This is a genomic window from Streptomyces sp. NBC_00223 (genome assembly GCF_036199905.1).
Classification (GTDB): Bacteria; Actinomycetota; Actinomycetes; order Streptomycetales; family Streptomycetaceae; genus Actinacidiphila.
Genome location: NZ_CP108109.1, coordinates 1,090,749 through 1,115,818 on the forward strand (window position 1 = coordinate 1,090,749; position 25,070 = coordinate 1,115,818).

A 25,070-nucleotide genomic window follows, 5' to 3' on the forward strand; every position below is an offset into this window, starting at 1 on the left:
CCGTCCGAGCACGACCGCGAAAAGGCCGCCCCGCGCCGACCGGCAGGGGCGGCCTTGCCGTATGCAGGGCCACTTCGGAGGAGTTCGCCAGCGGCTACTGGAGGTTGGGCATCGCCCGCCCCGGCGCAGGGTTTTCCTCCTTGAGGACCTCCCCGACGCCCACGCTGAAATAGCGGGAAGCAGCCCCTGCCGTCGGCATACGCTCTTCTCGCTCCTCCTCGACCTCCGACCATTCGGCGACGACACGAAGAGCGTGAGCGTCGGAGGTCCTGGCAACCTCGTACGACCAGAGTTCGTACCGTTCCTTCGGCTTGCTCAGCGGGTGATGGGACCGCAGGCTGCAGATGATCACACCGGACCTGGCCAGATCGTCAGGCCAGTTGTCTGGTGGTTGAAGGCCGGTCTTGTAGTAGGGGTTGGCCGCCAGCACGCCGACGACCCACTCTTGTTTGTCCCAGTAGTGGTCTGCGGGCTCCACGATGTATCCGAGAACCTTGAGCTGGACACTGCCGGCAAGCCTGTGCCGGGTGACGGACTGTTCGACGAGCGGGCGGAAATACCCCCGGCTCGGGACATCGAACCGCCGGTAGAGCTGCTGCAGCGAGCCGGGGTCCACTGGCACCCCGACCAACTGGAATGAGGCGTTGCACCGCGCTAGGCGACGGGTGGGTTCCGCGGAGAAGCTGCCGGACACGGTGTAGAAACCGCCGTCGCAGGCTTCGAAGTAGACGAATTCCTCACTGTGGTGCGGATCGTCGAGAGCGGCAGTCCGTGCCTCCCAGTCCTTGAGCGCCTGGACGAATGAACGTGCTCCGACCCCGTGCCAGTTACGGCCGTGCTGCTGGATGGCCCACTGACCTCTGTCGGTTATCCATCCGAGTTCGTTCAGATCGTCGAGGCGGCCGAGGAATTCGTCCTGGCTCCGTGCGGCCACGGGCATGTCCAGGCACATGCCGCTGCCGGCAGCGGGCACCCAGTCCACGTCGGGCAGTTCGAGGCAGAAGACCGTGGTGCCGAAGTCACCGGCCCCGTGGAACGACGGCACCTCCTCTCCGTCGATGTTCAGAAGCCTGTGGTGCGTTTCGGGGAGGCGCTGCTCCTTGCCAGCTCGGCTGCGGGGGGACCGCCGGGCCTCGCGGTGCTGCGCGCCGACGTCAACCTGCCCGTGCACGGCCAATTGGTCGTGCTTGTGGCGAAGCAGCCTCGCCAGTTCGTGCGGATCCCGCAGTGCAACGAGGATGTCGGCTTCATCGAAGACCAGGACCAGGCCGTGGTCGCGGCGCCCGATGATGCGTTGTTTCCCGTCGTCGTTGATGCCCAGCATGGTGAACAGGACGCCCACCACGGTGCTGTCGCCGCCTAGCAACCTGCTTCGGACCTCGTCCACCTCGGGTGTGCCTGCCTCGCGGTTTTTCCACTTCACCTCAACGAGATAGCGGTGGCTGTGGGAAATGACGGCGAAGTCCGTCTGGCGCTCGGGGTCCATCTTCGGGTTGTGGTCTGCCTCGAAGTGCGCCTGCCGGAAGGCTCGTTCCAGAAGGGCTTCCAACATGTACCCGCGGCGCTGCGGGTCGGGGAGCGTGTGCAGGACGTGCAGCTCACGCAGCAACTCCGAATGCTGCCAGGGCTCATACTCGGAGTCGTCGTCGGCTGCGTCGGGCCGCTGCTCCTCGTCGGGGTTCATGCCGAGCAATCTTCGCGCATGCCCACGACACCGCGCCCGCCCATCAGCGACATCGCCTTCAACGGATGGCGCCTGTGGACAACATTAAGCTCGGGGGCATGACCGACTCGCCGATGCCCTCACCGCCGTACCCGTCACCGGACAGCCCTCTGCTCCGGGTGATCGTCGGCAACGCCATCGCCTCCGTGGAGAGCGGCGAAGCCGACTGGAAGGACGCGGTTCTGCACGCCGCTGTGCACGGCTGGTACGAAGGCCATATCGAAGGCGAGGACACCTGCCCCGGCTGCGATTTCCGGGGCCAGCTCCCCAAGGGTGGCGACCGCGGCTGATCACGGCTGGAAAAATCAGGAGCGCCACCGCTGTGCTGGTGGCGCTCCTTGTCGCTGTCCGGTGTCCGCTTGGTTATGCCAGGTACGTGCCGGCGAAGGAGCCGTCGAAGCCGAGGGCGGTCATGGCTTGTTCGAGGCTCGGGTAGTTGGTCCAGTTCGGGTTGGTGAGCAGGGCGTCGAAGTCCGCTCGCCGGATCTCTGGTTCGAGCCACTGGTTGCCGCAGCGGCAGCGGATCCAGACGTTGCGGCCGTGGTTGATCAGGATCCAGTCGCGGCGGGCCTGGCAGGCCGAGCACATGACGGGGATTCCGCGCAGCGCCAGTTCCCGCGCGTGGCCGGTGCACCGGATCGCGCTGGGGCCGGTGGGCGGCTCGGTTTCGTACTGGAGCTGCCGCAGCGGGTCGCCGCCGACAGGCAGGGGCGACGGGGTGACGGCGGGGTCCGCCTGCTGGTGGGTGGTTCTGGGCACGAGCGTCATCTCCCGTTCGAGGTCCTTCATGTTCATCCATAACAGCAGGTGGGAGAGCTGTCCAGAGGTTTCAGGCACCGGGACTCAGCGTCGGGGCGGGCGGTTGCGGGGGGTGGGGGCAGCAAGGCTGGGCGTTGCTGGGGCTGTGGTCCGGCGGGCTGGAGGCTTGGTGCGGTCGGTGTCGGCCTGCGGGGTGCGGGCGGGGGTTTCGGGGTGGGCGGGGAGGTTGGCCAGGCGGCGTAGGCGCCAGACGATGACGTCGTTGACGTTCTCGGCGGTGTCGAGTTCGCGCATGTCGATGGCCCGCTGGAGCAGGGCTTGGGGGTCGTGGCCGGCCTGTTCGATCTCGGCCAGGGTGGCGGCCAGCGCGTCGGTGTCCGCGGACGATGCGCCGTGGTCGGGGATGGCGGCGCGGATGGTGGTCTCGTACCTGCGGCGTGCGGGTTCGGGAAGGGCGCGGCCTTGGGCATGCAGCGCGTGCATGGGTGCGGCGGCGGCCTGTTGGTAGGCGGCGCGCAGGTGCTGGGCGGTTTGCCGGGAGGCTGCTGCTTGTTGGGCGTGTCCGCGGGCGGAGTGCCAGCGGGCTGCGGCGATGGCGGCCAGGACGAGGGTGGACAGGAGCATGGCGGTGGTGCCGCCGTCCTCGCCCCGGCCCAGTGCCCCGCCGGCCTGGATGATGCCTCGGGCGGCGGAGCGTAGCGCGCGGGCGTCGGCGTGTTCGGCGCGGATGTGGCTGCGGGTGGCGCGTTCGAAGGAGCGGGCTGCGGCGGCCAGTTCCGTACGGGTGGCGGCCGGGGAGGTCTGGGCGACGGCGTCCAGGATTTCGCCGAGTCCGACGAGCTGGGCGGCGGCTTCGTCGTCGTTGTCGTTGTCGTTGTCGTTGTCCAGGATGACGGCGGCGCGCTCGGCGACCCCGGCGGCGGCACGCCGTCCGCGGGCGGGCGCCGACCAGTTGGTCCGGGTGCTGCCGGTTCGCGGCGGGGCACTCTGGTCGGGGGTGCCGGCGGCGAGGCGAAGTTGGATGCGGGGCAGGGAGAGGTCTGCGGCCAGGGTGGAGCCCGCGAACCAGATGGGTTCGCCCTTGGCGTTGCGGTCGCCGGGCAGGGCGACGGCGTAGCCGAGGATGTCACCGGAGGATCCGTGGGTGGGTTTGACCCGCAGTCCCTTCTCCTTCAGCCGGGTGAAGAACTCGGCTTCGTCAGCGGCTCCGGCCACGGCTTGGCGGACGGCTTCGCGGAGCGTCTCGCGCGGGGTCTGGTCCCGGCCGGTGCGTTCGGCTTTGAACCGTTCCTGGCTGGTGGGGGCTTTGGCGGCGGTGCCGTCGCCGGGGTTGAGCTGTCGCAGGCCGTAGTCCTTTTCTATCTGCCGGGCTTCGGCCTGGGCTTTGCGCTTGTCGAACTTCAGGCCGGCACGGCGGCCGTCCTGGCGTACGAGGGTGGCGGCGATGTGGATGTGGTCGGGCGCGTGGCGGACGGCGACCCACCGGCAGGCGGCGGTGTCGCCTTCGGGGGCGATGCCCACGGCCTTCACGATGCGGCGGGCGATGGCCGCCCAGTCGTTGTCGTCGAGGTACCGGTCGCCGGGGTCGGCGCGGACCGAGCAGTGCCAGAATGTCGTGTCCGGCGCCCGGTCGCCGATCGCTTTGACGGGCTGGTCGAGCTGCCCGGCGAGCTGGGCGATGCTGTGATGCGGGTTGCGTCCCGGGTCGGGGGCGTAGTCGTTCCAGGAGGCGACCAGGTGCTGGTCGGTGTGCTCGTCGCGTTTGCCGGGGCCGAACAGGTAGCGGATCAGGCCGTACGTTCCTCCGGTGCCGTACCGGATCTTGGGGATCACCGGCGGACCAGCCAGGCCACCGCGTCGTCCACCCCGGACAGTGCGGCGTCGATACGGTGCAGGAGCTGCCGCAGGTCCGTGGCGGGCTGCCCGCTGGCGTTGAGGAAGTGGGCGACCTGGTTCAAGTTGTTGCCGACGGCGGCGAGCTGACGGTTGGACTCCATCAGTTCCTGCACGCCGCACCGGTAGTCGGCGACCGCCGCGCTGGGGTTGCTGCTGGTGGCAGCGGCGAGGGTGGCGGCGGCTGCGTAGCCGCCGGGGGCGAGGTCAGCGGTGGCGGCGGCCTGCTGCACGGCTGCCCATTCGTCGTCGCTGAATCGGGGGCAGACGCGGTGCGGACGCAAGCTGCTCTGGCGCAGTCGGCGGCGCGGCGCTGCGCGGACTGCGGCGCTCGGCGGCGGTTGTTCCTCCCCCGACGGCACCCCCGGGCCGTCGTCCCGTTCGGCGGCAGGCACCCTCGGGCCTGCTGCCGAACGGGCAGCTCCCGCCCCCTTCGGGGCGGGAGCGGGGTAAGGACTCCTTACCCCACAACTTGCTCCGCCAGGAGCCGAGTTGGTTTTGCGCTGCTGTTGCGGGGTGGTGGCCGCCGGGTCGTTCGCGGTCACCGGCCCGGCTCCGCGTCCTGCTGGTGGACATCGCGCAGGACATCCTCGATGAAGTCCATCGCCAGGACCGGGTGGTGCAGGGTCCACGGGCGGCTGTGCCGATGCCGTTGCACGGTCCAGGTGGTGTCCGGGCCTGTTTCGGCGCGGTGGAGGTGGCCTTTGCGGACCAGGACGGTCAGCCAGGTCTCCACCTCGGCCGGGCTGGCGGGATTCGTGCGCATGAACGGTCCTCCGCTTCGGTTACGGGGCTCGGGGTGAGGTGCGTCCGGGGGGGCAGGTGACCGGCCGAACGGTCCGGCCCGGTCACCCGCCCCGTGATGTTCGGTCAGTCCTGGGAGGTGGTGACCGGCGGTGCGTGCTGTTCGCGGAGCTGGGCCATCAGAGCGGTCAGCGTGTCGCTGGACAGCGGGATCTGCTGGCCCCGGATGGCCTGGGCGACGACCTTGCGGGTCAGCTTGTCCTCGGCTCTGACCGCTGACCGGGCGATCTCCAGCAGCTCCTCGGTGTCCAGGTCAGGCCGCCGGTCACCGGCTCTGCGGGGCTCGCGGTCACTGACCGGCGCGGGAGCCACCGGCCGGTCAGCGACCGCCGGGTGACCGACCGGGCGGGTGGTGACCGCCGGGCCGTTGTCCGGCTGACCACCCAGGTCAGCGGCCTGCTTCCCCGGACCGTGATGATCCCGGTGACCGGTGACCGGGCCGATGTTGTCCGCCCGGTCACCGTTCCCGGTCAGTGACCCGGTGACCGATGTCGGCGGGTTCCCGGTCACCCTGTGTGGCCCGGTCGGCGCGGTGACCGGCTGACCGGCACCGGTCTGACCGGCGTGCGGTGACCGCTGACCGGTCCGGTCAGCCGCAGTGACCGTGATGCCCGAGGCCCGGTCACCCTGACCGGGTTGACCGCCGTGGCCGGGTTGACCGGAGTGATCGTGGCGGTCAGGCCGGTCGCCGTGGTTGTCCGGGCCCCGGGCGATGAGGATGTACAGGTGGACGGCGCCGGCCAGGGCGAGCGGGGCGATGGTGGACAGCACCGCGACCACCGTGTCGGACAGCCGCAGCCCGTCGGTCACCGGGGCCTGCTGGTTGAGGCGAACCGCGTGCAGGGCGTTGGCCCAGATACTCGCGGCGGTCGCCGTACCGAACAGCATCCACACGTACAGGCGGGAGCGAAGCGGCGCGTCGCGCAGGACCAGCAGGGCCCGTATGCCGTAGGCGATGAACCCGTCGATCACCAGCGGGAACAGGTAAGTCAGCGGGCCCCGGACGTGGATGGCGACGGCCATCTGCTGGAGGGCGTCGTACGACAGGGCGCACCCGGCTCCGCCCAGGGCGATGACGACGGTGCGGTCCCACCCAGTGACGTGCGCCGTGCCCGGCGCGTGGGCCAGGGTCACGCCGCCGTCCCGAAGTCGTCGCGGTCCAGGGGTTCGCCGTTCGGCTCGCGCGAGGGCGTCGTGGTGTTCGTGGTCTGCTCCAGGTCCTGGTGCCGGATCGCCCGGCGGGCTTCGCGGTAGAGGCGTTTGGCGTGCTGGGGTGTGACCTTCAGCAGCCAGGCCAGGCGGTCCTCGCTGACGCCGTGGCGGTGGGCGGCAAGGATGACCGCGCGCCGTTCGGCCTTGGTCAGGTGCACGTCCTGTCCGGCGACGGCGGCGTTGACGCGGCTGTAGTCCAGGCGGGCGGGAAGGTTCTCGTGCAGCGGCTCGCGCTCCTCCTCGGTCAGGCCGCCCCGGATGCCGTGGGTGTCACCGGTCTCCAGGGCGGCGTCGAGGCAGGTACGGCGGACCGGGCACTGGGCGCACAGGGCCTTTGCGGCGCGGATCTTGTCCATCTCGTCGGGCCCGGGGAAGAAGATGTCGGGGTCGACCGGGTGGTACTCGGTGCTCTGGCAGACGGCGTCGTTCTGCCAGGTCTGGTCGCCGAGCGAGCGGTGGCGGGCAGGGGTGATCGTCGTGCTGGGCATACGGGGTTGCTCCGATCGCTCTCCGCGCGCGAGTCGGCGTCGGCGGAGATGCCTGGTCGGGAAGTGGGCGGGCGGCGCGCTGGGGGCGGGCCCGGCGGGGGCGGCCTGACCGCCGGTCAGGTCAGGCGGCGCAGGTACGTCTGCGGTCGACCGGGGCGAACTCGACCCGGGTGGTCATCTGCGCCAGCCGGGAGGCGACACGGTCCCCGACGTGGGCACGCAGGTCCTTGATCGCCAGGTTGCTGGTGATCAGTGTCGGCAGGCAGTGGTTGTAGCGGCGGTTGACCAGCCGGTACGTGATCTCCTCCACCCACTCGCTGGCTTTGGCCGCGCCGAGGTCGTCGAGGATCAGAACCGGGACCCGGGCCACGGCCGCCAGCTCCCGCTCGCTGTCCGCCCCGGCCCTCGGGCGCAGTTCGGCGTACAGGTCGGCCGCCGTCGTCGCCCGCCACCGCACCCCGACCCCCGCCCCGGCCAGGGCCCGGACCGCGCCGTACGCCTGGTAGGTCTTGCCCGCGCCGACCACCCCGGCCATCAGCAGCGACGGCCCCGTCGCCACCTGCCGCCGCGCACCCAGGCTCGGAGCTGCGGCCTGTGCGGCGACCTCCCGGCACCAGGCCAGGACCTGCGGGTGGTCGGCCACCGCGCCCCGGTAGCGCGGCGGCATCCCCGCCACAAGGCCGGTCGGCGGCGAGTACGGCTCGGGCTCGTCCGCCAGGGCAGCGGCCGTGGGGTCGATGCCCCGGGCCACCAGGATCCGGGCCATCCGGTCGAGACTTCCGGCACCGGCGAGGGTCTGCGGTTCACGGGTTCGGGTACGCATCACAGCTCCTCGGCGTAGGCGGTGGCAGGGTCGGCGGGGTTGGTCCACGCGGTGTGAACGGGCACGCCAGGGCCGGATCGCGGTCGCGTCAAACCGGCGCCCGATCCGCCGGGGGCGTTCATCGCGTCGTTGACCAGGCTCGGCAGCCGCGACGGGTGCCCCTGGATCTCCGCGTACCGGCGCAGCCCGGCCCGCACGTGCTCCACCGCGATACCTTCGTCCAGGAGCTTCCTGGTGATGCCCCCGAGGTGGCCGATCACGTCGCCCGGCGGGCGCTGCTGGCATGCGGCGACGTACTCGCCGATCAGCTCCTTCGCCGAGACGCTGCCCGCGCCGGGCGCTTCGCGCCCCGTAGGGAAAGAAGATCCAGGATCCAAGATCCTAGATCCAGGCGCCGAGGGTTCCCCGACCCTTCGGGGAGCCTTCGGGGAGGGTTCGGCGAATCCCTTCTGACCTGCGGTTTCATCGGCGCTTCCGGGAACGGTTATTTCGGGAGCGCCGAGGGTGTCCTGCTCGGGCGCAGAGGTGTCCGGGGTGGGCGCGGAAGGGGTCGCGGCGGGCTGCGCGGGCCGATCGAAGGCTCCGGGAAGATTCGCCGAAGGCTCGCGGGGCCCTCCGGAAGCCTTCGGCGAAGTGTCGCCGCGCTGGGAGCAGGGGCCGTTGCACACCCCGCACCGCTCGGGTACGCAGCGCGGGCATGCGGGCAGCCGGGACTGGGACGGCTTGTCGATCTTCTGGTGCTTGAACCAGGTCGGGTAGTGGAAGTAGCGCTTCCCGTCACAGCCGGTGTACCGGCAGATCGCTCCGGCGCTCTCCAGCTGCTGGAGGTCCTCCTCGACGTGGACCGCGCTGTGTTCGGCACGCAGCGGCCAGACCAGCCCGAAGATGATCGCCGCGTTGTCGCGGTGACGACCGTGGTCGTCGGCCATGTTCGTCATGGCGAGGAAGGTGACCATGGCGGGGACGCTCACCTCGGCCAGCGTCTCGGAGGTCCAGGTCTCCGGCTTGACGGAGCGGATGCGCGACACGTCAGCGGCCCCGGCCTGCAGCGACCTTGTCGCTGCAGGTGAGGGTGGCGGTGGCGAGGTCGAAGGCGTGGGGCCGGGTCCAGTCCGCCTCCGGCCACACCCGCATGATCCAACGGGCCGCGATCCGCGCGGTCGTCCGGGACAGCTCCACCGGCCTGCCCGCCCCGTCCTTGGCGACAGCGTGGGGGTGGGGCCAGGTCCGTGCCGGGTCGGTGAGACCGACCCGGATCGTGGCTGCGCCGGGGATCATGTCGGCGAGCTGGGCCGCGAGGCGGTGCGCGCGGTCGGCGTCCGGGCAGGCCGGACTTCCGCCCTGGGCGGTGGGCATGCGATACTCCGTTGCTCGTAGGAGCGCGGTGCGGCGGTCTCGTGCAGAGAAGCCCCGCCGCCCGCGAGAGGTGAATCGGTGTCCTTCGGGATGCCGGCCCGGCGCTTGGGAGTTGGTAGCTCCCGGGCGCCGGTTCTTCTTTCGGCCCCTGTGCGTCATGACCCCCGCACGCGCATCCCCCTCCTCCCCCTGTTTCCGGCCCGCTGCCGGTCCTTGATCGGCTTGCCGGGACCAGAACCATAGGGCGACGCCCGCGCACAAGTCCAGCGTCATCAACCGAAGACCAAAGGCACACCTGACCTGCGGTTTCGTGGAATTGTCCGGTACACCGACCCGGCTCCTCAAGGACAACGGACAGCGGCATCAGCACCCGCAGGCCCCCTGACCTGCGGAAAGAGCGCGCAGCCTTCCGATCCCGCTCCGGCATCGGCGCTGTGACCTGGGCATTGTCCGGAATATGCCACGTCAGGATTACCCCAGTCGCGACCGTCATTCCGAGACGGCCGGGGAGACAGGTTCGGGGCGTGCGAGGGCGGTCGAACCACCGCCTGCCGTCAGTCGGCGGAAGGGTCCGGGGTGGTGTCCGTCCCAGGGTTGAGCAGTCCGCGGGTCGCGGCGAGCGTGCCCAACTGGAAGCGGCTGGCCGCGCCCATCTGCTCCATCAACTCTGCGACCGCGCGCCCGACCGTCCGCGCCGAGATGCCCAGGCGACGGCCGATCTGATCATCGGTCAGACCCTGAGAGAGCAGGCGCAGTACGGGGGCGCCTTTGCCGACCGTGGATTCGGCGGGCGGCTCGGACGGGCCGGTGGGAGCGAAGCGTACAGCTCGCAGCCATACGTCCTCGTAGAGCGCGATGTACGTCGGCATGAGGCGCGAGCCCCTCAGGATGAGGCCCGGCCCTGCGGGCTGGGCCGGGTCCTGGGGCAGCAGTGCCGTGTGGGAGTCGTAGATCACCAGGTCGAAGGGGAGCTGCGGGACCAGGCGCACGTCTGCGCCGGCGGCGGCCAGGGCCGTGAGATACCGGCGCCCCCGCTGACTGGACGCGGCGCTCTGTGCGTAGACAGCCCGCAACCGCAGGCCCCTGCCGATCAGCGCGGCGTCATGGGCCAGGGAACTGGTCAGGATCTCCGCCGGAGGCAGCGGACCCGGGTGCATCGACCAGGCGCTGGTCCTCGCGCCTGCGACGAGCGCACGGATCTTGGCCTGCCGGCTGCCGGCCTGAAGGACGTCCACCTCGACTTCGAGGTTCTGGCGCATGATGGCCGGGCGGAATGTGTGGACCAGCGTCTCGGCGCTCTGCTGGAGCCGCACCAGTTCATCGATCTGCGTCTGTACCCGGTGCTCGTACGCTTCGAAGAGCCGGACCAGTGCAGTGTCGGGATCCAGGGTCACCAACTGGCCGGACGGCCCCGGCGGCTCAAGCAGACGCAACTGCGCCAGAGCACTCATACGCCGGGCGAAGTCCTCCGGAGGTATCCCCGCTCTGTCCGCGATTTCGGCCGGAGAGCCTCCCTGGCTGCGCAGGGCCAGATAGAGACGCAGGACCGCCTCTTCCGCCGCAGCGGGCGGGAGGGGCGGGACAGGTCCCGTTTCCTGGCGCGACACGTCCGCAGACATACGTTCGGTTCCTTTTTCGTGCTGGCAACAGCCCACCGGCCGGGCCGACACATCGTCAGGCAGGCCCGGACTGCGCTGATTACGGAAGGCGATCCGTCACCCGGGCTCCCGCGGCGCTCTGCCAGGTGTCCTGGAAGATCAGGTCCGCGAGACAGGCCCAGGCGCTGCCGCGCACGACGACGAGGGCGTCGGCGGGTCGATCAGGGTCGGCCGGCAGGATCACGCTCTCCTGATCGACAATGACCAGGTTGGTCGGAACGAGGGACGCCAGCCGTACCTCGACACCCGCATCAGCCATAAGACGCATGTGGCGGACCTGCTCCGGCGACGGTGCGGTGTCCTGCCCGCAGTAGACGGAGCGCACGCTCACCCCCCGGGCTGCCAGCGCCAGGTCGTGCAGCACGCTCACCGTGCGGCCCGCCGGAAGCGGCTCCCGCAGCAGACTGAACAAGGTCGTGGTCGCGGTGACATCAGCGAGTACCCGCTGCACGTTTCTCACACCGCTGACCAATTCCACGTCGCCGCTGTCCACCAGCGGCACGGAATCAGCGGAATCCATCAGCCGTTCCAGCCCCCACACAGCGGCAGTGACTTCCAACTTCCTAGCGGCCAGGGCGGATCGGCACTGATTCAGCAGCCTGCCGATAATGACGCTCGCGTCCAGAACAGTGAGATCGTCAAGGCGGTCATAGCCGGCGGTCAAACCAGCGCGGCGAATGCTGTCCCAGCTCGACATCAGATCCTCTGCCAAGGCCCTCACCCTCATCGTCACGCAGGTGCGGCCTGCCAGATCGATGGGATTCAAACCGGAGGACCGGGCCCACGTCAATTTCCCTAAGCCGTCCCGATGACGTGCGCAGACACCCGGACTTCGCAGTATGCAAGCCCGACCGGAAAACTCAACTGGCCAGCCTGGCAAGTCATCGGATGAAGTGTCGAACAAGACCGGAAAAGAACTGCGCACGACAAGGGCCACAACGGAATCACGGAAAGTGACAAAGAACACGTCCGGGGCATTCCAGTCCGACATGGACGGCCAGCGGCTTCCCCGCAATGAGTCCGCTATAGCTCCGCCGACTGATGCCGCAACCGCAGGGTGTGTCCATCAGGCGCAGGAGGGAACGACGATGCCTCTTGAGACGGCCAGGGCCCGAAGGGAGCCCGGACTACTGCGAGCCGGAGAGAACAACGGCATCTGACGTGGCGCAGGACTGCGATATCGAAGTCGTGTTGGGGCCAGTTGTCTACGCCACGGACAATGTCTCTGTACGATCACCAACCGCCGGTCAGCGACGCTGCTCCCTTCCCAGCGCCTTGGAGTCGACCAGCCAGGGCCGGGCACGCGGGCGCCCTCAGGCGTCGTCGCGTGCGGGCGTCCAGTAGTCGGCGAGCATCTCGGTGACCCAGTAGGGGACGTGTACCGGCCCCTGGGGACCCATCGTCGGGAAGTACGGCGCGATGTCGTAGACCGGTGTCCCGTCGACAGCGTCCAGGTCCGTGACGTGCAGATCGAGACCCTCGACCCACAGCAGGCGGGGGTGGGAGACCGCGAGCTGGTTCGGGCGGCGGTGATTGCGGTGCACGAAGGTGCCGGTCGCCGGCCACCCCGGGTTGTTGCGGGGGCTACGTGCGTGCAGCGCGACGTCTTCCGGGGACGCCTGGCTGAAGTGCCACACGATCTCCAGGTGCGAGAAAGTCTCCAGGCGCAGGACCGTCTCGGTCGGGAAGTCCGGGCGAAGCCGGATGATCGCGGTGACACCGCCCTGGTAGTCGTCCTTCGGAGTGGTGTGGCCGCCGACGACCGTGGCGATCGGCTCGATCACAAGCTTCTGCCCGTCAGACACGGCTCTCCCCCGTTTCGAACAGGCCGGACCGGACTCGTCGTCCCGCCGCAGCCTTTCGGAATTTCGGCTTGCTCAGCCTACTCGGTGGAGAAGTGTGCGGGCCCGGTCGTCCAGCTCGGCTGCGGCAGTGCCTCCTCGGTGGCGCACGGGTGAGAGGGATCGACGCATCTGGACGGCGATGTCGCGGGTTCTTCCTGAGTGGACGCCGCCCATAGCATCAAGCGCCCTGGTCCAGGTGGCAATCGCTTCGTCGAGGTGTCCCCGGCGCACCTGTACTTCGCCGAGGTAGCCCAGCGTCACAGCGTGGGTTCGCGCGAAGGGGCCTGCCTGACGGGTCCGGACGCTGCGATGGAACTCCCGCTCGGCGCCGGCCATGTCGCCGAGGTCCCGGAGAGCGCAGGCTGTCTCGTGGGCAAGGCTGGCTTCGGAGAAGAAGAAAACACGTCCGGGCTCGTCCACCGTGCCATCTTCTGCGGCGCGAAGGTCGTCCTCGGCACGGACCAGAGCCCGTGCGGCTCCGGATCGTTCGCCAGTGGCGGCTTCGGCTCGCGCGTGCACCACACCGAGGAGGGACTTCTCCCGAGGAGATGCGAGGTCGTACCGGTTGCGCTGGAGAGAGGCCGTGGAGAGATTCAGGGCCTCGGCCGGATGTCCGAGGTCGACGGCCTGGTGGGCCATGGCCCGCAGGATGTGGCCGGCCAGGGGACCGTCGTCGGCCTCGGCGGTCAATTGCAGGGCGAGCTTGAAGTAGCTCTGCGCCAGGCTGTGTTCGCTCGCATCAAAGGCCGTCCAGCCTGCGAGGTAGGCGAGTTCTCCGGCGGCGGCCATCAGATGGACCCGAGTTCGTTCGGACGTGAAGCGCCCCTGGACATAACCCGCGACCTCAGTGCGCAGGTAGGCGACCAGGGCAGTCCGGCCGACGCGCCCACCGCGCCGCTGGTCTCGTTGGGAGAAGAAGGTCGTCATCTCCCGGACACTCTCGACGTCGTCATCGGTGACGGCGATGTCCGTGGTCGAGCGGCGAGCGCGCGCACGTGCAGGGCGTTCGTCCCACCACGTATCCGGGGGAAGCGTGAGCCCGGCCACGGAGTAGGCCGAGTTCACCAGGATCTGCCGCCGGTTCATGTCCAAGTCCGAAGCCCCCAGATCCACCAAGGTCGTCACCGTGTCGATGTCCCACGTCGGCACGGTGGGCGTGGGCGCCGCTTCGTCGTGGAGTCCGATGTCGGCGAGTGTGACGACACGACCGAGCCCACGAGAAAGCGTCTCGCACAAGATAGTTGGTGCCTGTCCCCGGGGGCGCGACCCGCGCAGCCACTGGGAGATGTGCGAGCGGGTGACGGTCAGCAGGTCCGGGGCGCCGTTCTCGGCGGCGACGCGGCGGAAGTGTGCGGCAAGGCGGTCTTGCGGCCAGCCCAGCTCACGGATGACGGCCTCCAGCCGGAGGTTGCGTGTCGGCGCCATGGTGACTCCCCCTCTCGAAACGATCTTTAGCGGCGTTAGCGGCATCCGACAGCTTCCGGGGATACCCACTGACTGTGAATCGCGGTTCGCTCAGTGTGAACGGTATTCCCTCCGACCCCACGGGGAGAGGGGGATCCGTCCAGTTCGCGCCGAGCCACGGGCCCGGTGCCGCACCGCTACTGGAGGACCTGGTGACGAATCCCGTCTGGCCGCCGCGGACGAGCGATCGATCCGCCGTGCTGCACGCCTACGAGAGCGTGCTGGGCTGGAGTCTCCTCGCGGATGGCGTGCCTGTCCGGGCGGAGGAGGCGGATCGGCTGTTCGGCGACGATCCGACCGTCGTTCTCCGTACACCGTGCACCGGTTTCGACCTGGTGAGTGTGCCGTACGAGCTGGGACTTGACGCCCTGGTGCTCATCGAGCGGGCCGATGTGCGCATTCCGTGCATCCGGCGTCCGGAGGAGGTGACGTTCCTCGTTCGGATGGCAACTGGCCAGTTCCTCGCGAACGTCGACTTCACTCGTGTGGAGGCCGTTCCCGATGGGCTGCTGACGCTGCCTCCCACGGCGGGCACACGCTGGGACACTCCGCCGTGGCTCAGCTCCAGCCCGGAACCGCTTCCCCTTCCGGAGGCCACGACCTTGGCTCACGGCCTGGAGAAGGTGACCCGCACTCGTAGGGCCGGCCTCCCGCGCTGATCACCCGCGCGATCGACCGCCTGCCCCTATTCCTTCATTTCCGGAGTTACCCATGTCCCTTGTCAGCGCTGTTCCACAGCATGATGTCGATATTCCTCGGTGGAGCCCTCCCATGGAGGCTGCGGGACTCAAGCGGCTTCTCGACAGCTTGAGCAAGTGGTCTCCGCTGGTGTTGGACGAAGTCTTCGACGACTTGAACATGGCACAGACCGCTCACGCCGACTCGGGGCCCGTCGAGCTGGCGCAGACCGCTGAGCGGCTCCGGAAGACCCTGGCGTACCTCGTCAGCATCGGTCGTAGCACGCCGCCTGGTCAGCTCACCCCGGAGATCTCCCGCTCGGTCAAGACCGCCGCGTCCCTCTCGGAGCCGGACCCGGTTGCTCGAGAACGCAACCTCGTGCGGTGCCTGGTCAAACGTGCCGAGCGGGACACGCACGCGGAACTGGGCCACCTGCGTCGCCTTGCCCGAGTGACCGAGGAACTGGTGCAGCAGATGTCGGCCGCCCGGCTCATCAAGGCTGAGAAATGAGCCTCGGCCACTCCCGTCGAGGTCCGCCGCCGTGACCGTGTCCGTGACCGGCGCCTGCCACGTACTGACTTCTCCGGTTGCGTCCGCTACCGGAGCACCCCATCCCAAACGGAGGAACGACCATGCACCCGCTTCATCACACCCCTTCAGCCCCTCCCGCCTCCGGCAGTACCGCCACCGCCGTTGCGCCCCACGCCGGCGGGCCGTACTCGGCCGGTGTGCGGGCGCGGGTGCGGCTGTTGACCGTGGCCCGTACCGCCGGCCTGCACCTGTCGCCCCAGGAGTCCGACCACGCCCCGGACGGCGGGCGCATCCTGCTGGGCGAGGCGGACGAGACGACCGTACGGGCGCTGGCCGACCTCATCGTCGCCGCCCGGCACGCCACCCCCGTGCCCGTCACCCCGCCCGTCACCGGCAGTGCCGACCAGCGGCTGCGGGAGACCGCACGCGCGGTCGGTCTGGAACTGAACCCCGGCACACCCCGCACCGGACCCGACGGACCCCGCTACCCCCTGGGCGAGGCCGACCACGCCACCGTGTCCCGCCTGGCCGACCTCATCACCACCGGCCACACCCGCCTGCACCTGGCCGCCGACGACCTCCGCTTCGCCCTCGTCGCCCACGGCCTCAACGCCGAACAGGTCAACGTCGACACCGGCACCGTGGTCCTGGGCTCCATCGACGTACCCGACGCCGGCACCCTCCTGCGCCTGCTGACCGGCAGCACCGAGGACGGCCCCGCGTACCCCAACACCCCCTGGGGATACGGGGAACTGGCTGCACGCATCACCGACGCGGTGAAAGCCGTCACCGGCGGCGGGGACATCGACGCCACCTACACCCCGTACTGCCCCCGGTGCCACGAGGAAGCCGCCATCCTCCTGCACGGCCTCCCCCTCCCCCACACCGCGCGCCTGACCGACCACCTCACCCGCACCGCCGCATAGCGCACAAACACAGTGGGCGGAGGACCGGATCTGCGCTCCTCCGCCCGCCAACACCCCGCCTCACCCGCTCCACCACCCACAGGAAGACCCCCGACCCCCGTGACCCCCAGCCCCCAACCGCCCGGCGCGGCCCCCGTCGTTCCCTTCATCACCCTGCGCGAGAACGAGCACGACGTCTCCGACCGCTCACTGGCCCTGCGGCCGTTCCGCAACGGCCTGGGCCTGTGCTACGCCGACGAGCGGGACGAGGACCGCGACCCCAGCGGAATCCTCTACGCCCGCGTCACCCAGAACCGCAACCAGACCGGCTGGCCCGCCGGCAAACCCCACTGGAAACAGGTCCACCCCACCCGCCAGCGCGAATGCGCCACCCACATGCTCTGCCACGTCTGCAAGGAACAGCCCAGCCGCACCGAACAGGGCACCCTCTTCATCGACGTCCTCGGCCCCAAAGCCCGTCCCAAGGCGGCCCGGTTGGAGGGCCTGCGCACCTTCCAGCCGCCCGTCTGCCTGCGCCACGCCAAAACGGCCATCGACCTGTGCCCCCACCTCAAACGCAACACCTACGTCGCCATGCGCGTCGCCGCACCCCGCCTCGCCGGAATGCTCGGCACCCCCTACACCATCACCGGCCTCACCATCACCCCCGCCCACACCCCAGGCGGCACCGCCATGAAACCGACGATCATCCCCTTCAACCACCCCCAACGCCACTACTTCCTCGGCGCCCAATACGCCATCGAACTCAACCAGATCACCGTCATCGACCTCGAAGACGAACTCGCCGACCTCGGTCACGACTGACGTCGGTCCGAGCCGCGAAGCCCAGGCCCGGTTCCCTCATATGCCCCGATGTGCGTGCCGGACCGCTGTCAGATCTGTCCGGGTCTGCTGCTTTCTCACGCCACGTGGGTGCCCTCACCTCTGCTCGGTCGGAACGTCTCCCCCGCCCAGTGGGAGCGATCTCTCCGTAAGTACCTGGCCACTCAACCTCGAAGGGACGTCCGCGCCCATGACGCGACAACCCCATGAATGGGCGGAAACACCGCCCCCGTCGGTCGTTCCGGTCTCCGCCGACCTTTTGGCGCGGGCGGGGTTCGACGTTCGTTCCGACCTCGGCCAACACTTCCTGCGGTCGAAGGAGGCGGCACGCCGACTCCTGGACTGTGCCGAACTGCCGGAGCGGGGACAGGTCCTGGAAATTGGGGCCGGGCTGGGCACGCTGTCGGAAGCGGTGGCAGAGACCGGCCACTGGATCTGGGCGGTGGAGAAGGACCGGCGGCTGGAAGGGATTCTCCAAGCCGTGCTGCGCCCGTTCGGCCGACAGGCCCGTGTCAGCATCTCCGATGTTCGCGAGGTGGACCTGCACGAAGGTCTCGGCGCCGACACCGTACTTCTGGCAATCATGCCGTTCGACTGGGAGTTGTCGGCGGCGCTCACCCGCCACGTGTTCGCCACCACGCCGAAGGTAGCCCGGGGCCTGGTGGTCGTTCCGAGCCGGACTCTGGAGAAGTACCAGGTGGCAGGAGAGGAGGCAGGTGGTCTGCGGCTGCGGGAAGTCGACGGGATCTCCCGCTTCGAGTTCTGGCCGAAGGCTCCCGAGGCGCTGCGCGTCGTGTCCATCGAGAGGCGCCAGTGAACCCACCGCTGATCATCACCACCGACTTCCACTCCAGCGTGCCCGAGGGGCGAGCCCTGCTGACCGCTGTGCGCGAGCACCGGGCCCGTGGTGCGCGGGTGGTGGACGCCGGGGACTTCTTCGGTGGCGCCGCCTTCCACGAGTTTTCGCAAGGAGAAGTGGAGGAATCACTGCTGGCGGAGCTGTACGACGCGCTGGTGCCGGGCAACCACGACTTCGCAGATTTGATGCGGCTTCGGAATCCGGACCTGTTCCCGCCAGTGGTATGCGCGAATGTCCGGCCGCCGCAAGGATTTGCCGGCCGCTGGGAGAGCGGTCTGCTGCTCCCGGGGGCCGGACCGCGGGTGGGGATCGTGGGGTATCTCGGACGGCAGGCGTACGAGGCCGTCCCTGCCGCCGAGCGTGCCGGGTTCGACTTCGTGGACCCGACCGCGGAGCTGATCATGGCAGAGCGGGACCGGTTGACGGCCGCCGGCGCCGATCTCGTTCTCGGGGTGAGCCACACAGGTTTCGCTCTCGATGTCGCCGATCAGGAAGACAGCTGGCCGCTGCGAGTGGTCCTTTCCGGGCACTGCCACAGCGCCTGGTACCACTGGGCATCCGCCGGCAGGCATGTCGTCAAGGCCCCGCACACCGGCCAGGGGCTACTGCGCGTCGACGTCGGCTCCGGCGGAGGTGACCGCTTCACCATCGAGACCCTCCCGGCAACCGCGGATGCCTCGGACCCGGACGGACTGGAGGAGGCGCTGTCCCGGTACGCGACCTGGGGAGCCAGGTTGATCGGCACTCTGCGTGCGCCGATCCCAGGCCGCGGGGATGTCGCGCGCCTGCTGGCCGAGCGAGCCCAGGCCGTGACCGGTGCCGATGCCTTCGTCTTCAGCCTGTGGAGCCTTCGCGGAGGGCTACCGGAGGCCGTCACCCGCCAGGCCCTCTCAAGCTGTGCTCCCTTCGACGCCGACCTCGTACTTCTGGACGGTGTCCACCACACGGAAACGGTCCGGAAACGGCTGCGTCTGCTCGGCGAAGAGCCTGTCATGTACTCCTCGGCCAGCGGTGCGGGCACAGCGCGGGCCGTGGCGACCACGAGCTATCTCGCCGAACGGCTGGGCGTTGCGGCCCGGCCCGTCGTCCCGCCGCGCACGCTGCGCGGCATACTCACCGATCTCGTTATGGAGTCCTTATGAGCGACGTGCTGGCCCTTGACGGCCACGAGCTCTCGCACGGCCCCACCGCACCACGCGAGTTCGCTGCCCGGCTCACCGGCGAGGGAGCCGGAGTCGCGTTGATCTCCTTCCCCGAAGACACTGACCACCGCCGCAACCTCGAACTCGGCCTGGGGCTGCTGTCGGCTCTCGGTCCGGTGCTGAGCGTCTACCCGGAGGACGGCTGCTGGAGCGACTTGGAGGTGCGCCTCGACGCCGACCCCGCACGGACCCACGGCGTCGGCGAGAACCGGCTGCACGTCGACCTCGTGGATCGCGAGTTGAGCCCGCGGTACATCGCTCTGTACTGCGTCCGCGACGACCCACGGAAAGGGGGAGCCTCGGCCCTGTCCGACCTGTGGGCCGCCGCCGGCGACGTGACTTCCGCCGACCGGAGCCTGCTCAGCCTTCCTCTGTTCTCCTACTGGGCCGACAAGGGTGTCCACGGCGTCGGTGAGAGCCTGAACCGGTTCGCGGTGCTGCCCGCGAGGATCGATGGCACCGCGCCGATCCGCTTCACCAGCAAAATGCTCTTCCACCTGCGGCACGGAGAACTCGTCGAGGCGGACAACAGCACCATTCCCTACTTCACCGAGGCGTTCGACCGGCTCGTCAGCGCCGTATACGAGCGCCACTTCGCCGTCCGGCTGCTCCCGGGGCAGTTGCTCGTCTTCGACCAGTGGCGTTACGCGCACGGCCGACTGCCGCTGGGGACGGGCCAGGAAGCGATTCCGCCCGGGCAACGGCGCCTGCTCAAGCAGGGCTACGTGGGCCAGGCGGGCCTCGGAGGTGCTCTGTGATCCTCACCGGACCCGCCATCCGGCACGCCGTGGACCGCGGGGAGATCACCATCGACCCGTTCGACCCGGACCAGCTCAATCCCAACAGCTACAACTACCGTCTCGGTGACGTGCTGAAGGTGGCTGTCGGCGGGCCTGCCGACCCTCGCCAGGACACGGAACTGGAGACCATCCGTATTCCGTCGAGTGGGTTCGAGCTCCAACCGGGCACTGTCTACCTCGGTGCGACGGTCGAGCGGATCGGCAGCCCCCGCTACGTGGCGAGCCTCATCGGGCGGTCCTCGCTCGGACGTCTCGGCTGCTTCCTTCAGATCTCCGCCGATCTCGCGCAACTCGGCGCGCTGCACCGGTGGACGCTGGAGATCGTCGTCGTCCAGCACCTCACCGTCTACGCCGGGATGCGCATGGGCCAGGTGTCGTTCTGGGAAAGGGTGGGTGCCGGGGCGCCTTACGTCGGCTACTACGGCAGGCTCGACGATCCGTCCCCCTGCTCCCCCAGCGCCCTGGCCGGCATCGCGGTGCAAGAGGGGAGCGCGGCGTGATCCTCACCGGACCGGAGATCCACGCCCGGGTCAGGAGCGGAGAGATCGAGATCGATCCGTTCGATCCCGTCCTCCTGAGCCCCAACAGCTACGACTTCCACCTCGGCACCACCATTGGCTGGTACACCGAGACTCACCTCGACTGCGCGCGGGAGAACGCGTTCGGGATCCACACGATCCCGCCCGAGGGCCTGCTCCTCTCTCCTGACCGGATCTACCTCGCCGCCACCGCGGAGCGCATCGGCAGCGACCACTTCGTGCCCATCATCCGTGCCCGTAGCAGTGTTGCGAGGCTGGGCCTGTTCGTCCACGTCACCGCCGATCTGATCGACATCGGCTCCCACAGCCATCTCACGCTGCAACTGCACGCGGTCCGGCCGGTGAGGATCTACCCGGGGCTGCGAATCGGACAGGTCACATTCTGGGCAGTCCAGGGCGAGATCGTCCTGTACGACGGCAAGTACCAAGGTGCCGAGCAGCCGATGGCCTCGCAGATCCATCGCGACTTCGAGGGGCGGTGACCCCTGTGCCCGCTGAGGACCTGAGCGTGGACGAACACGTCGTGGCGGTGGTGGCGCACCCCGATGACGCCGAACTGCTCGCCTATGGAACCCTTCGCCGCTATCACCACCTCGGTGCCGAGGTCACCGTGCTGATCGCGACCCGCGGCGCCAACGGTGTCTCCCTCACGGACGCCGCGCGCGGCGTCCGTCTCACCGAAGGCACACGTACACGCGAGGTCGAGGCGGCCTGGGACGGCACGGGTGTCGAGCTGGCCTGGCTCGGCCTTGCCGACAGCTCGCTGCACTCCGACCGCGGTCTGGTCTCCGCCGTCGAAGGAGAACTCGTGCGCCTGGGCTGTACGACCGTCATCACTCACAGCCCGCACGCGGGCAACGACCACCAGGACCATCTCGCGCTCGCGACGGCCACCGCCAACGCCGTCACCCGCGTGCCGTCCTGTCGAACCGTGCTCTACGGCGAGCCCCACTCCCCCCGCAGCAACTTCGCTCCCACTGTCCTGGTCGACATCACTGTCTTCCTCGACGACAAGGTCAAAGCGCTGGCCCGTCACAAGACTCAAGAAGGCCGCTGGTACCTGGAGGAGAACTACACCCGCCATCGGGCAGCGGCGGCCGGCTGGCGGCTGCGCCCCACTGCCTCCGCGGCGGGGCGCGCGTTCGAGGCGTTCGAGACGCCCCTGCTCACCCTGCTGAACCCGCCACCAGAACAGGAGCGCACGTGATCCACATCGAACAGCCGCCCTTCCTGCCGTGGCTCGGCTTCTGCGAAGCGCTGCTCGCCTGCTCCACCCTCGCGCTCTACGACGACGTGCAGTTCACCGAACGCGGCTGGCAGAACCGCAACCGGATCAAGACGGCCAACGGCATCGCCTGGATCACCGTCCCCGTCTCCCACAAGAACGGGCAGCTCATCCGCGACACCCGAATCGCCGAGAGCTTTGACCCCACAGCCACGATCAAGGGCATCCGCCTTGCGTACGGACGAACCACGTACATCGACGAGGCCCTCCAGGTCCTCGCCCCGCCGCTGTCCGCAGGACACCGGTGGCTGGCCGACCTCACCCTCGACCTCGTCACGCAGATCGCGCTCGCGCTCGGTTCCCGGGCCTCCCTGCTCCTCACGTCCCAGATGACCCTCACGGAATCCGACGACAAGACCGAGCGCCTGGCCCTCATTTGTGAGGCCGCCGACGAGACGACTCTGTGGGCGGGCTCGGGCACACGGCAATACCTCGACACCGCGGCGCTCGCCGAGCGCGTCACCGTCATCTGGAACGAGTTCACCGATCGCCATCCGCGCTACGCCCAGCCCTGGCAGAAACAGGGCTTCGCACCGGGCCTGTCCGTCGTTGACGCGGCCTGCTCGATCGGCTGGGCCGGGGTGTCCGCGATGCTGCGCGCCGGCCTGTGCTCCTACCGCCCCACCGCAGACACGGGAGAAGCACGATGATCCGCCCCCGCCTCCTGACCGGCATCGACCTGCCCCTGGAGCCGTCCTGCGGCTCCACCATCTGGGCCAACGACGTGTACCGGCAGCTCGCCCCCGACTTCCGCACCGCGTTCATGGCCATGCCCGGCTCCGACACGTGGCCCCACGGCTTCGAGGAGACCATCGACCTCCGCGCGGCCAAGCACCCCTACGGGCCGCGCTTCGCCCGGTACGCCGAGAAGTTGACGGACGAGGTCGAACGGTTCGTACGCATCTGGCGCCCCCACCTGATCCACGCGCAGCACTTGGGCTTCGGGCTCGCTCTCGCCTTCGCCCGCGCCGCAGGCAATACCCCGCTCATCTCCATCGCGCACGGCACCGACATCATCGCCGCCACCGAAAACGACCAGGCCCGCGACGCCCTGACCGAGGTCGTCACGGCCAGTACCGCGGTCGCCGTAACGAACACCGCGATGGCCGACCAGGTGGACGCCCTCACCCAGGGGAGGTTCACCGAGCGCCTGATCGCCATTCCCTGGGGAATTCCCCTGCCGGAGCACCCCACAGCCGCTCGGCTCACCGACACGCGCCGCCTGCGGCTGCTGCATGCGGGGCGCCTGGACGCGAACAAGTCCACGGCCACCGCGATCGAGGCCATGGCGCTCACCGCCGACAAGCACCATCTCACCATCATCGGCAGCGGCAGCGAACTGCCCGGCCTCACCGCCCAGGCCACCAACCTCGACCTTGCCGGCCAGGTCCGCTTCGAGCCCTTCATGACCCGCGAGGCACTGTGGCAGCGCTTCGCCGACTTCGACGCATTCTTGTTCACCACCAAGCAGCTGGAAGCGTTCGGCCTGGTCGCCGTCGAGGCTCAGGCCCACGGGCTCCCGGTCGTCTACGGTGACCTGCCGGGCCTGCGTCAGACGCTCGGCGCCGGCGCCCTCGCCTACCGGCCCGGCGACGCCGCCGCCCTGGCCGCGTGCGTCGACCAGCTCGCCGAGGACACCGATCTGCGCCACGACCTGGGCATCGCCGCAGCCGTCAGCGCCCGACGCCATGACATCAGGGCGACCGCCACGCACTTGCGCGACCTGTCCAACACCGTGCTGGAGGTGCGCCGTGTCTGAGACCCCGCTGTACGCAAGCCGCTTGTGGCCTCCCGTACGCCGCCGAGCGGCCAACGCGTCCCTTTCCACGCTGGACCTGCTGGAATCCCTGGGCTACGTCGCCAAAACCGACGCCACCGGCGTGTTCACCCTGCTGCCACTCGGACTGCGGGTCCACGACCGGCTGACCCGGCTCGCCCGGACGGCGTTCGAGGAACGCGGTGCGAATACTGTCGCGTTTCCCACGCTGCAAAGCCGCTCGCTGTGGGAGCAGTCCGGCCGGTGGGACGTCTACCAGTCCGAAGGCGCACTCCTCACCTCCACGAGCAGAGGCGGTGAGGAAATGTGCCTGGCCCCGACCTCAGAGGAGATCGCCGCCGCCACGGTGCGCGACCGCCTGCGCTCCCACCACGACCTCCCCGTACGGCTGTTCCTGAGTACCACCAAGTTCCGCGACGAGATCGCTCCACGCGGCGGGCTGATGCGCGGCCGCGAGTTCACCATGGCCGACGCGTACACCTTCGACACCGACCCTCAAGCGATGTACGCGTCGATCCGCATCCTCAACGATGCCTGCCGAACAGCCTTGGCGCGCATGGGCCTGACTGGCGTCTTTCAAGCCGCGGCCGACGGCGGCAGCATCTCGGCAGGGCCGTCCACCGAGCACCTCGTCCTCGGTGACACCGGGCAGAGCACCATCCTGGTCTGCGATCACTGCGGTCACCGCGGCGACCACGCCGTCCTGCGGGGGAAGGCCGTCCCGCAGGCCAACCCGGTCGTCAACATCATCGCCTTCGCCCTCACCGCCCACGACGGCTCTGTCGCCCCGGCAGCTGTGGCCATCCGCTCCGACTTGCAGGTCAGCTCCCGCAAACTCGCCGCCGCCACCGGCGCCGCCCGCGTGGCTCTCCTGAATCCCGCCCAACTGCCTGAACTCTTCGGCAAGGAAGCCGGCACCCTCACCCCCTGGGACTGCACCGGCACGACCGTCTTCTTCGACGACTCCGTCGCCCACCTGGAGATCTTCGCCATCTCCGACGGCGTCAGCGGCCTTCGCCACAATGTCACCTGGACGGACACGAAGGACCTCGGCGCTCTGTCGCCCACAGCCGTCGACCTCCACCGCTCAGCCGCGGGCATGGGGTGCAGCCGCTGCGAAGACGGCAACTACCGCGAGGCCGGCGCCATCGAACTCGCCCACGTCTTCGAACTCGGCACCCAGTACGCCACCTCGATGAATCTGTCCTTCACCGACGATCACGGCACCTCGCATACCCCCTACTCGGCCTGCTCCGGCATCGGTATCACCCGCTGCCTGCAGACCCTCGCCGACCTCCACCGCGACAGCAACGGCCTGCGGTGGAAGCCCGAAACCTCGCCGGCCGACCTCCACATCACCGTCCTGCGCCCCGACCTGCCCGCCATGCGTGAACGCACCGACCTCGTCGTACAGCACCTGCGCGGACGCGGTGCCGCCCTGTTCGTCGACGACCGGCCCGAACCGGCCGGCGAGAAATTCCGGTACGCCCGTCTCCTCGGCCTCCCGCACACCCTGGTCCTCTCCCCGCGGCAGCACGGCGACGAGGTCGAACTCATCAACCGGTGGACCACCCGGACCCGCCGAACACCAATCAGCCAGATCCCCGACACCTGGAGCCCACGCTAA

Annotated in this window: 28 protein-coding genes; 14 read left to right on the plus strand and 14 right to left on the minus strand. The window is 69.4% G+C overall.

The features are described 5' to 3' along the window. Positions 1-94: 94 nt before the first annotated feature. Positions 95-1,684 carry a hypothetical protein gene (locus OHA30_RS04470; RefSeq protein ID WP_328912482.1) on the minus strand — a complete coding sequence of 530 codons (1,590 nt, stop codon included), beginning with the start codon at positions 1,682-1,684 and terminating at the stop codon, positions 95-97. 98 nt (positions 1,685-1,782) lie between these two features. On the opposite strand from OHA30_RS04470, the gene OHA30_RS04475 reads away from it, so the two are divergent. Beyond that, complete coding sequence (locus tag OHA30_RS04475) at positions 1,783-2,013, plus strand: hypothetical protein (protein ID WP_328912483.1); 231 nt, start codon at positions 1,783-1,785, stop codon at positions 2,011-2,013. Positions 2,014-2,086: 73 nt separating this feature from the next. On the opposite strand, the gene OHA30_RS04480 is transcribed toward OHA30_RS04475, so the two are convergent. The 13 genes from OHA30_RS04480 to OHA30_RS04540 all read right to left on the minus strand — a co-directional run bounded on the left by OHA30_RS04480 (position 2,087) and on the right by OHA30_RS04540 (position 13,985). Beyond that, positions 2,087-2,491, minus strand: a complete 405-nt coding sequence (locus tag OHA30_RS04480) for a hypothetical protein (protein ID WP_328917720.1) — start codon at positions 2,489-2,491, stop codon at positions 2,087-2,089. A 75-nt stretch (positions 2,492-2,566) separates the two neighbouring features. Further along, positions 2,567-4,315 carry a relaxase/mobilization nuclease domain-containing protein gene (locus OHA30_RS04485; RefSeq protein WP_328912484.1) on the minus strand — a complete coding sequence of 583 codons (1,749 nt, stop codon included), beginning with the start codon at positions 4,313-4,315 and terminating at the stop codon, positions 2,567-2,569. Continuing rightward, entirely contained in the window at positions 4,312-4,608 is a 297-nt protein-coding gene (gene mobC / locus OHA30_RS04490) for a plasmid mobilization relaxosome protein MobC (RefSeq protein WP_328912485.1), read from the minus strand. Before mobC ends, OHA30_RS04485 begins: the two co-directional genes overlap by 4 nt. Before the next feature lie 308 nt (positions 4,609-4,916). Continuing rightward, a complete protein-coding gene (locus tag OHA30_RS04495; RefSeq protein ID WP_328912486.1) occupies positions 4,917-5,141 on the minus strand; it encodes a hypothetical protein in 225 nt (74 codons plus the stop codon). A gap of 104 nt (positions 5,142-5,245) precedes the next feature. Continuing rightward, positions 5,246-6,313 carry a DUF2637 domain-containing protein gene (locus OHA30_RS04500; protein ID WP_328912487.1) on the minus strand — a complete coding sequence of 356 codons (1,068 nt, stop codon included), beginning with the start codon at positions 6,311-6,313 and terminating at the stop codon, positions 5,246-5,248. Further along, the gene (locus OHA30_RS04505; RefSeq protein ID WP_328912488.1) at positions 6,310-6,879 is read right to left on the minus strand and encodes a WhiB family transcriptional regulator; all 570 of its coding nucleotides are present in this window, start codon (positions 6,877-6,879) and stop codon (positions 6,310-6,312) included. The genes OHA30_RS04500 and OHA30_RS04505 overlap by 4 nt, the downstream gene beginning before the upstream one ends. Positions 6,880-7,000: 121 nt before the next feature. Next, positions 7,001-7,702, minus strand: a complete 702-nt coding sequence (locus tag OHA30_RS04510; RefSeq protein ID WP_328912489.1) for an ATP-binding protein — start codon at positions 7,700-7,702, stop codon at positions 7,001-7,003. Then, on the minus strand, positions 7,702-8,730 hold the full coding sequence (locus tag OHA30_RS04515; RefSeq protein WP_328912490.1) for a hypothetical protein: 1,029 nt from the start codon (positions 8,728-8,730) through the stop codon (positions 7,702-7,704). Before OHA30_RS04515 ends, OHA30_RS04510 begins: the two co-directional genes overlap by 1 nt. Before the next feature lies 1 nt (position 8,731). Beyond that, entirely contained in the window at positions 8,732-9,058 is a 327-nt protein-coding gene (locus OHA30_RS04520; RefSeq protein WP_328912491.1) for a transcriptional regulator, read from the minus strand. A 554-nt stretch (positions 9,059-9,612) separates the two neighbouring features. Continuing rightward, positions 9,613-10,509, minus strand: coding sequence for a helix-turn-helix transcriptional regulator (locus OHA30_RS04525; RefSeq protein ID WP_328912492.1), 897 nt, complete (start codon positions 10,507-10,509; stop codon positions 9,613-9,615). A gap of 247 nt (positions 10,510-10,756) precedes the next feature. After that, a complete protein-coding gene (locus OHA30_RS04530) occupies positions 10,757-11,428 on the minus strand; it encodes a hypothetical protein (protein WP_328912493.1) in 672 nt (223 codons plus the stop codon). A gap of 601 nt (positions 11,429-12,029) precedes the next feature. Continuing rightward, positions 12,030-12,521, minus strand: coding sequence for an SAM-dependent methyltransferase (locus tag OHA30_RS04535; RefSeq protein ID WP_328912494.1), 492 nt, complete (start codon positions 12,519-12,521; stop codon positions 12,030-12,032). Between the two features lie 72 nt (positions 12,522-12,593). Beyond that, positions 12,594-13,985, minus strand: a complete 1,392-nt coding sequence (locus OHA30_RS04540) for a tetratricopeptide repeat protein (RefSeq protein WP_328912495.1) — start codon at positions 13,983-13,985, stop codon at positions 12,594-12,596. A 236-nt stretch (positions 13,986-14,221) separates the two neighbouring features. Here OHA30_RS04540 and OHA30_RS04545 point away from each other — a divergent pair, with 236 nt between their 5' ends. The 13 genes from OHA30_RS04545 to OHA30_RS04605 all read left to right on the plus strand — a co-directional run bounded on the left by OHA30_RS04545 (position 14,222) and on the right by OHA30_RS04605 (position 25,070). Then, positions 14,222-14,683, plus strand: a complete 462-nt coding sequence (locus tag OHA30_RS04545) for a hypothetical protein (protein WP_328912496.1) — start codon at positions 14,222-14,224, stop codon at positions 14,681-14,683. Positions 14,684-14,795: 112 nt separating this feature from the next. Then, positions 14,796-15,212, plus strand: a complete 417-nt coding sequence (locus OHA30_RS04550) for a hypothetical protein (protein WP_328912497.1) — start codon at positions 14,796-14,798, stop codon at positions 15,210-15,212. Positions 15,213-15,334: 122 nt separating this feature from the next. Continuing rightward, positions 15,335-16,159, plus strand: a complete 825-nt coding sequence (locus tag OHA30_RS04555) for a hypothetical protein (protein ID WP_328912498.1) — start codon at positions 15,335-15,337, stop codon at positions 16,157-16,159. A 99-nt stretch (positions 16,160-16,258) separates the two neighbouring features. Next, complete coding sequence (locus OHA30_RS04560; protein WP_328912499.1) at positions 16,259-16,963, plus strand: hypothetical protein; 705 nt, start codon at positions 16,259-16,261, stop codon at positions 16,961-16,963. 208 nt (positions 16,964-17,171) lie between these two features. Next, a complete protein-coding gene (locus OHA30_RS04565) occupies positions 17,172-17,798 on the plus strand; it encodes an rRNA adenine N-6-methyltransferase family protein (RefSeq protein WP_328912500.1) in 627 nt (208 codons plus the stop codon). Next, positions 17,795-18,982 carry a metallophosphoesterase gene (locus OHA30_RS04570; protein ID WP_328912501.1) on the plus strand — a complete coding sequence of 396 codons (1,188 nt, stop codon included), beginning with the start codon at positions 17,795-17,797 and terminating at the stop codon, positions 18,980-18,982. The genes OHA30_RS04565 and OHA30_RS04570 overlap by 4 nt, the downstream gene beginning before the upstream one ends. Then, positions 18,979-19,800, plus strand: coding sequence for a TauD/TfdA family dioxygenase (locus OHA30_RS04575; RefSeq protein WP_328912502.1), 822 nt, complete (start codon positions 18,979-18,981; stop codon positions 19,798-19,800). The genes OHA30_RS04570 and OHA30_RS04575 overlap by 4 nt, the downstream gene beginning before the upstream one ends. Next, complete coding sequence (locus OHA30_RS04580) at positions 19,797-20,342, plus strand: dCTP deaminase (protein WP_328912503.1); 546 nt, start codon at positions 19,797-19,799, stop codon at positions 20,340-20,342. Before OHA30_RS04575 ends, OHA30_RS04580 begins: the two co-directional genes overlap by 4 nt. Beyond that, positions 20,339-20,863, plus strand: coding sequence for a dCTP deaminase (gene dcd, locus OHA30_RS04585; RefSeq protein WP_328912504.1), 525 nt, complete (start codon positions 20,339-20,341; stop codon positions 20,861-20,863). The genes OHA30_RS04580 and dcd overlap by 4 nt, the downstream gene beginning before the upstream one ends. Before the next feature lie 26 nt (positions 20,864-20,889). After that, positions 20,890-21,588 (plus strand): PIG-L deacetylase family protein, encoded by a 699-nt coding sequence (locus tag OHA30_RS04590; protein ID WP_328912505.1) that lies wholly within the window; start codon positions 20,890-20,892, stop codon positions 21,586-21,588. After that, complete coding sequence (locus OHA30_RS04595) at positions 21,585-22,316, plus strand: WbqC family protein (protein WP_328912506.1); 732 nt, start codon at positions 21,585-21,587, stop codon at positions 22,314-22,316. The genes OHA30_RS04590 and OHA30_RS04595 overlap by 4 nt, the downstream gene beginning before the upstream one ends. Next, positions 22,313-23,425 (plus strand): glycosyltransferase family 4 protein, encoded by a 1,113-nt coding sequence (locus OHA30_RS04600; RefSeq protein WP_328912507.1) that lies wholly within the window; start codon positions 22,313-22,315, stop codon positions 23,423-23,425. Before OHA30_RS04595 ends, OHA30_RS04600 begins: the two co-directional genes overlap by 4 nt. Then, positions 23,418-25,070 (plus strand): proline--tRNA ligase, encoded by a 1,653-nt coding sequence (locus OHA30_RS04605; protein WP_328912508.1) that lies wholly within the window; start codon positions 23,418-23,420, stop codon positions 25,068-25,070. The genes OHA30_RS04600 and OHA30_RS04605 overlap by 8 nt, the downstream gene beginning before the upstream one ends.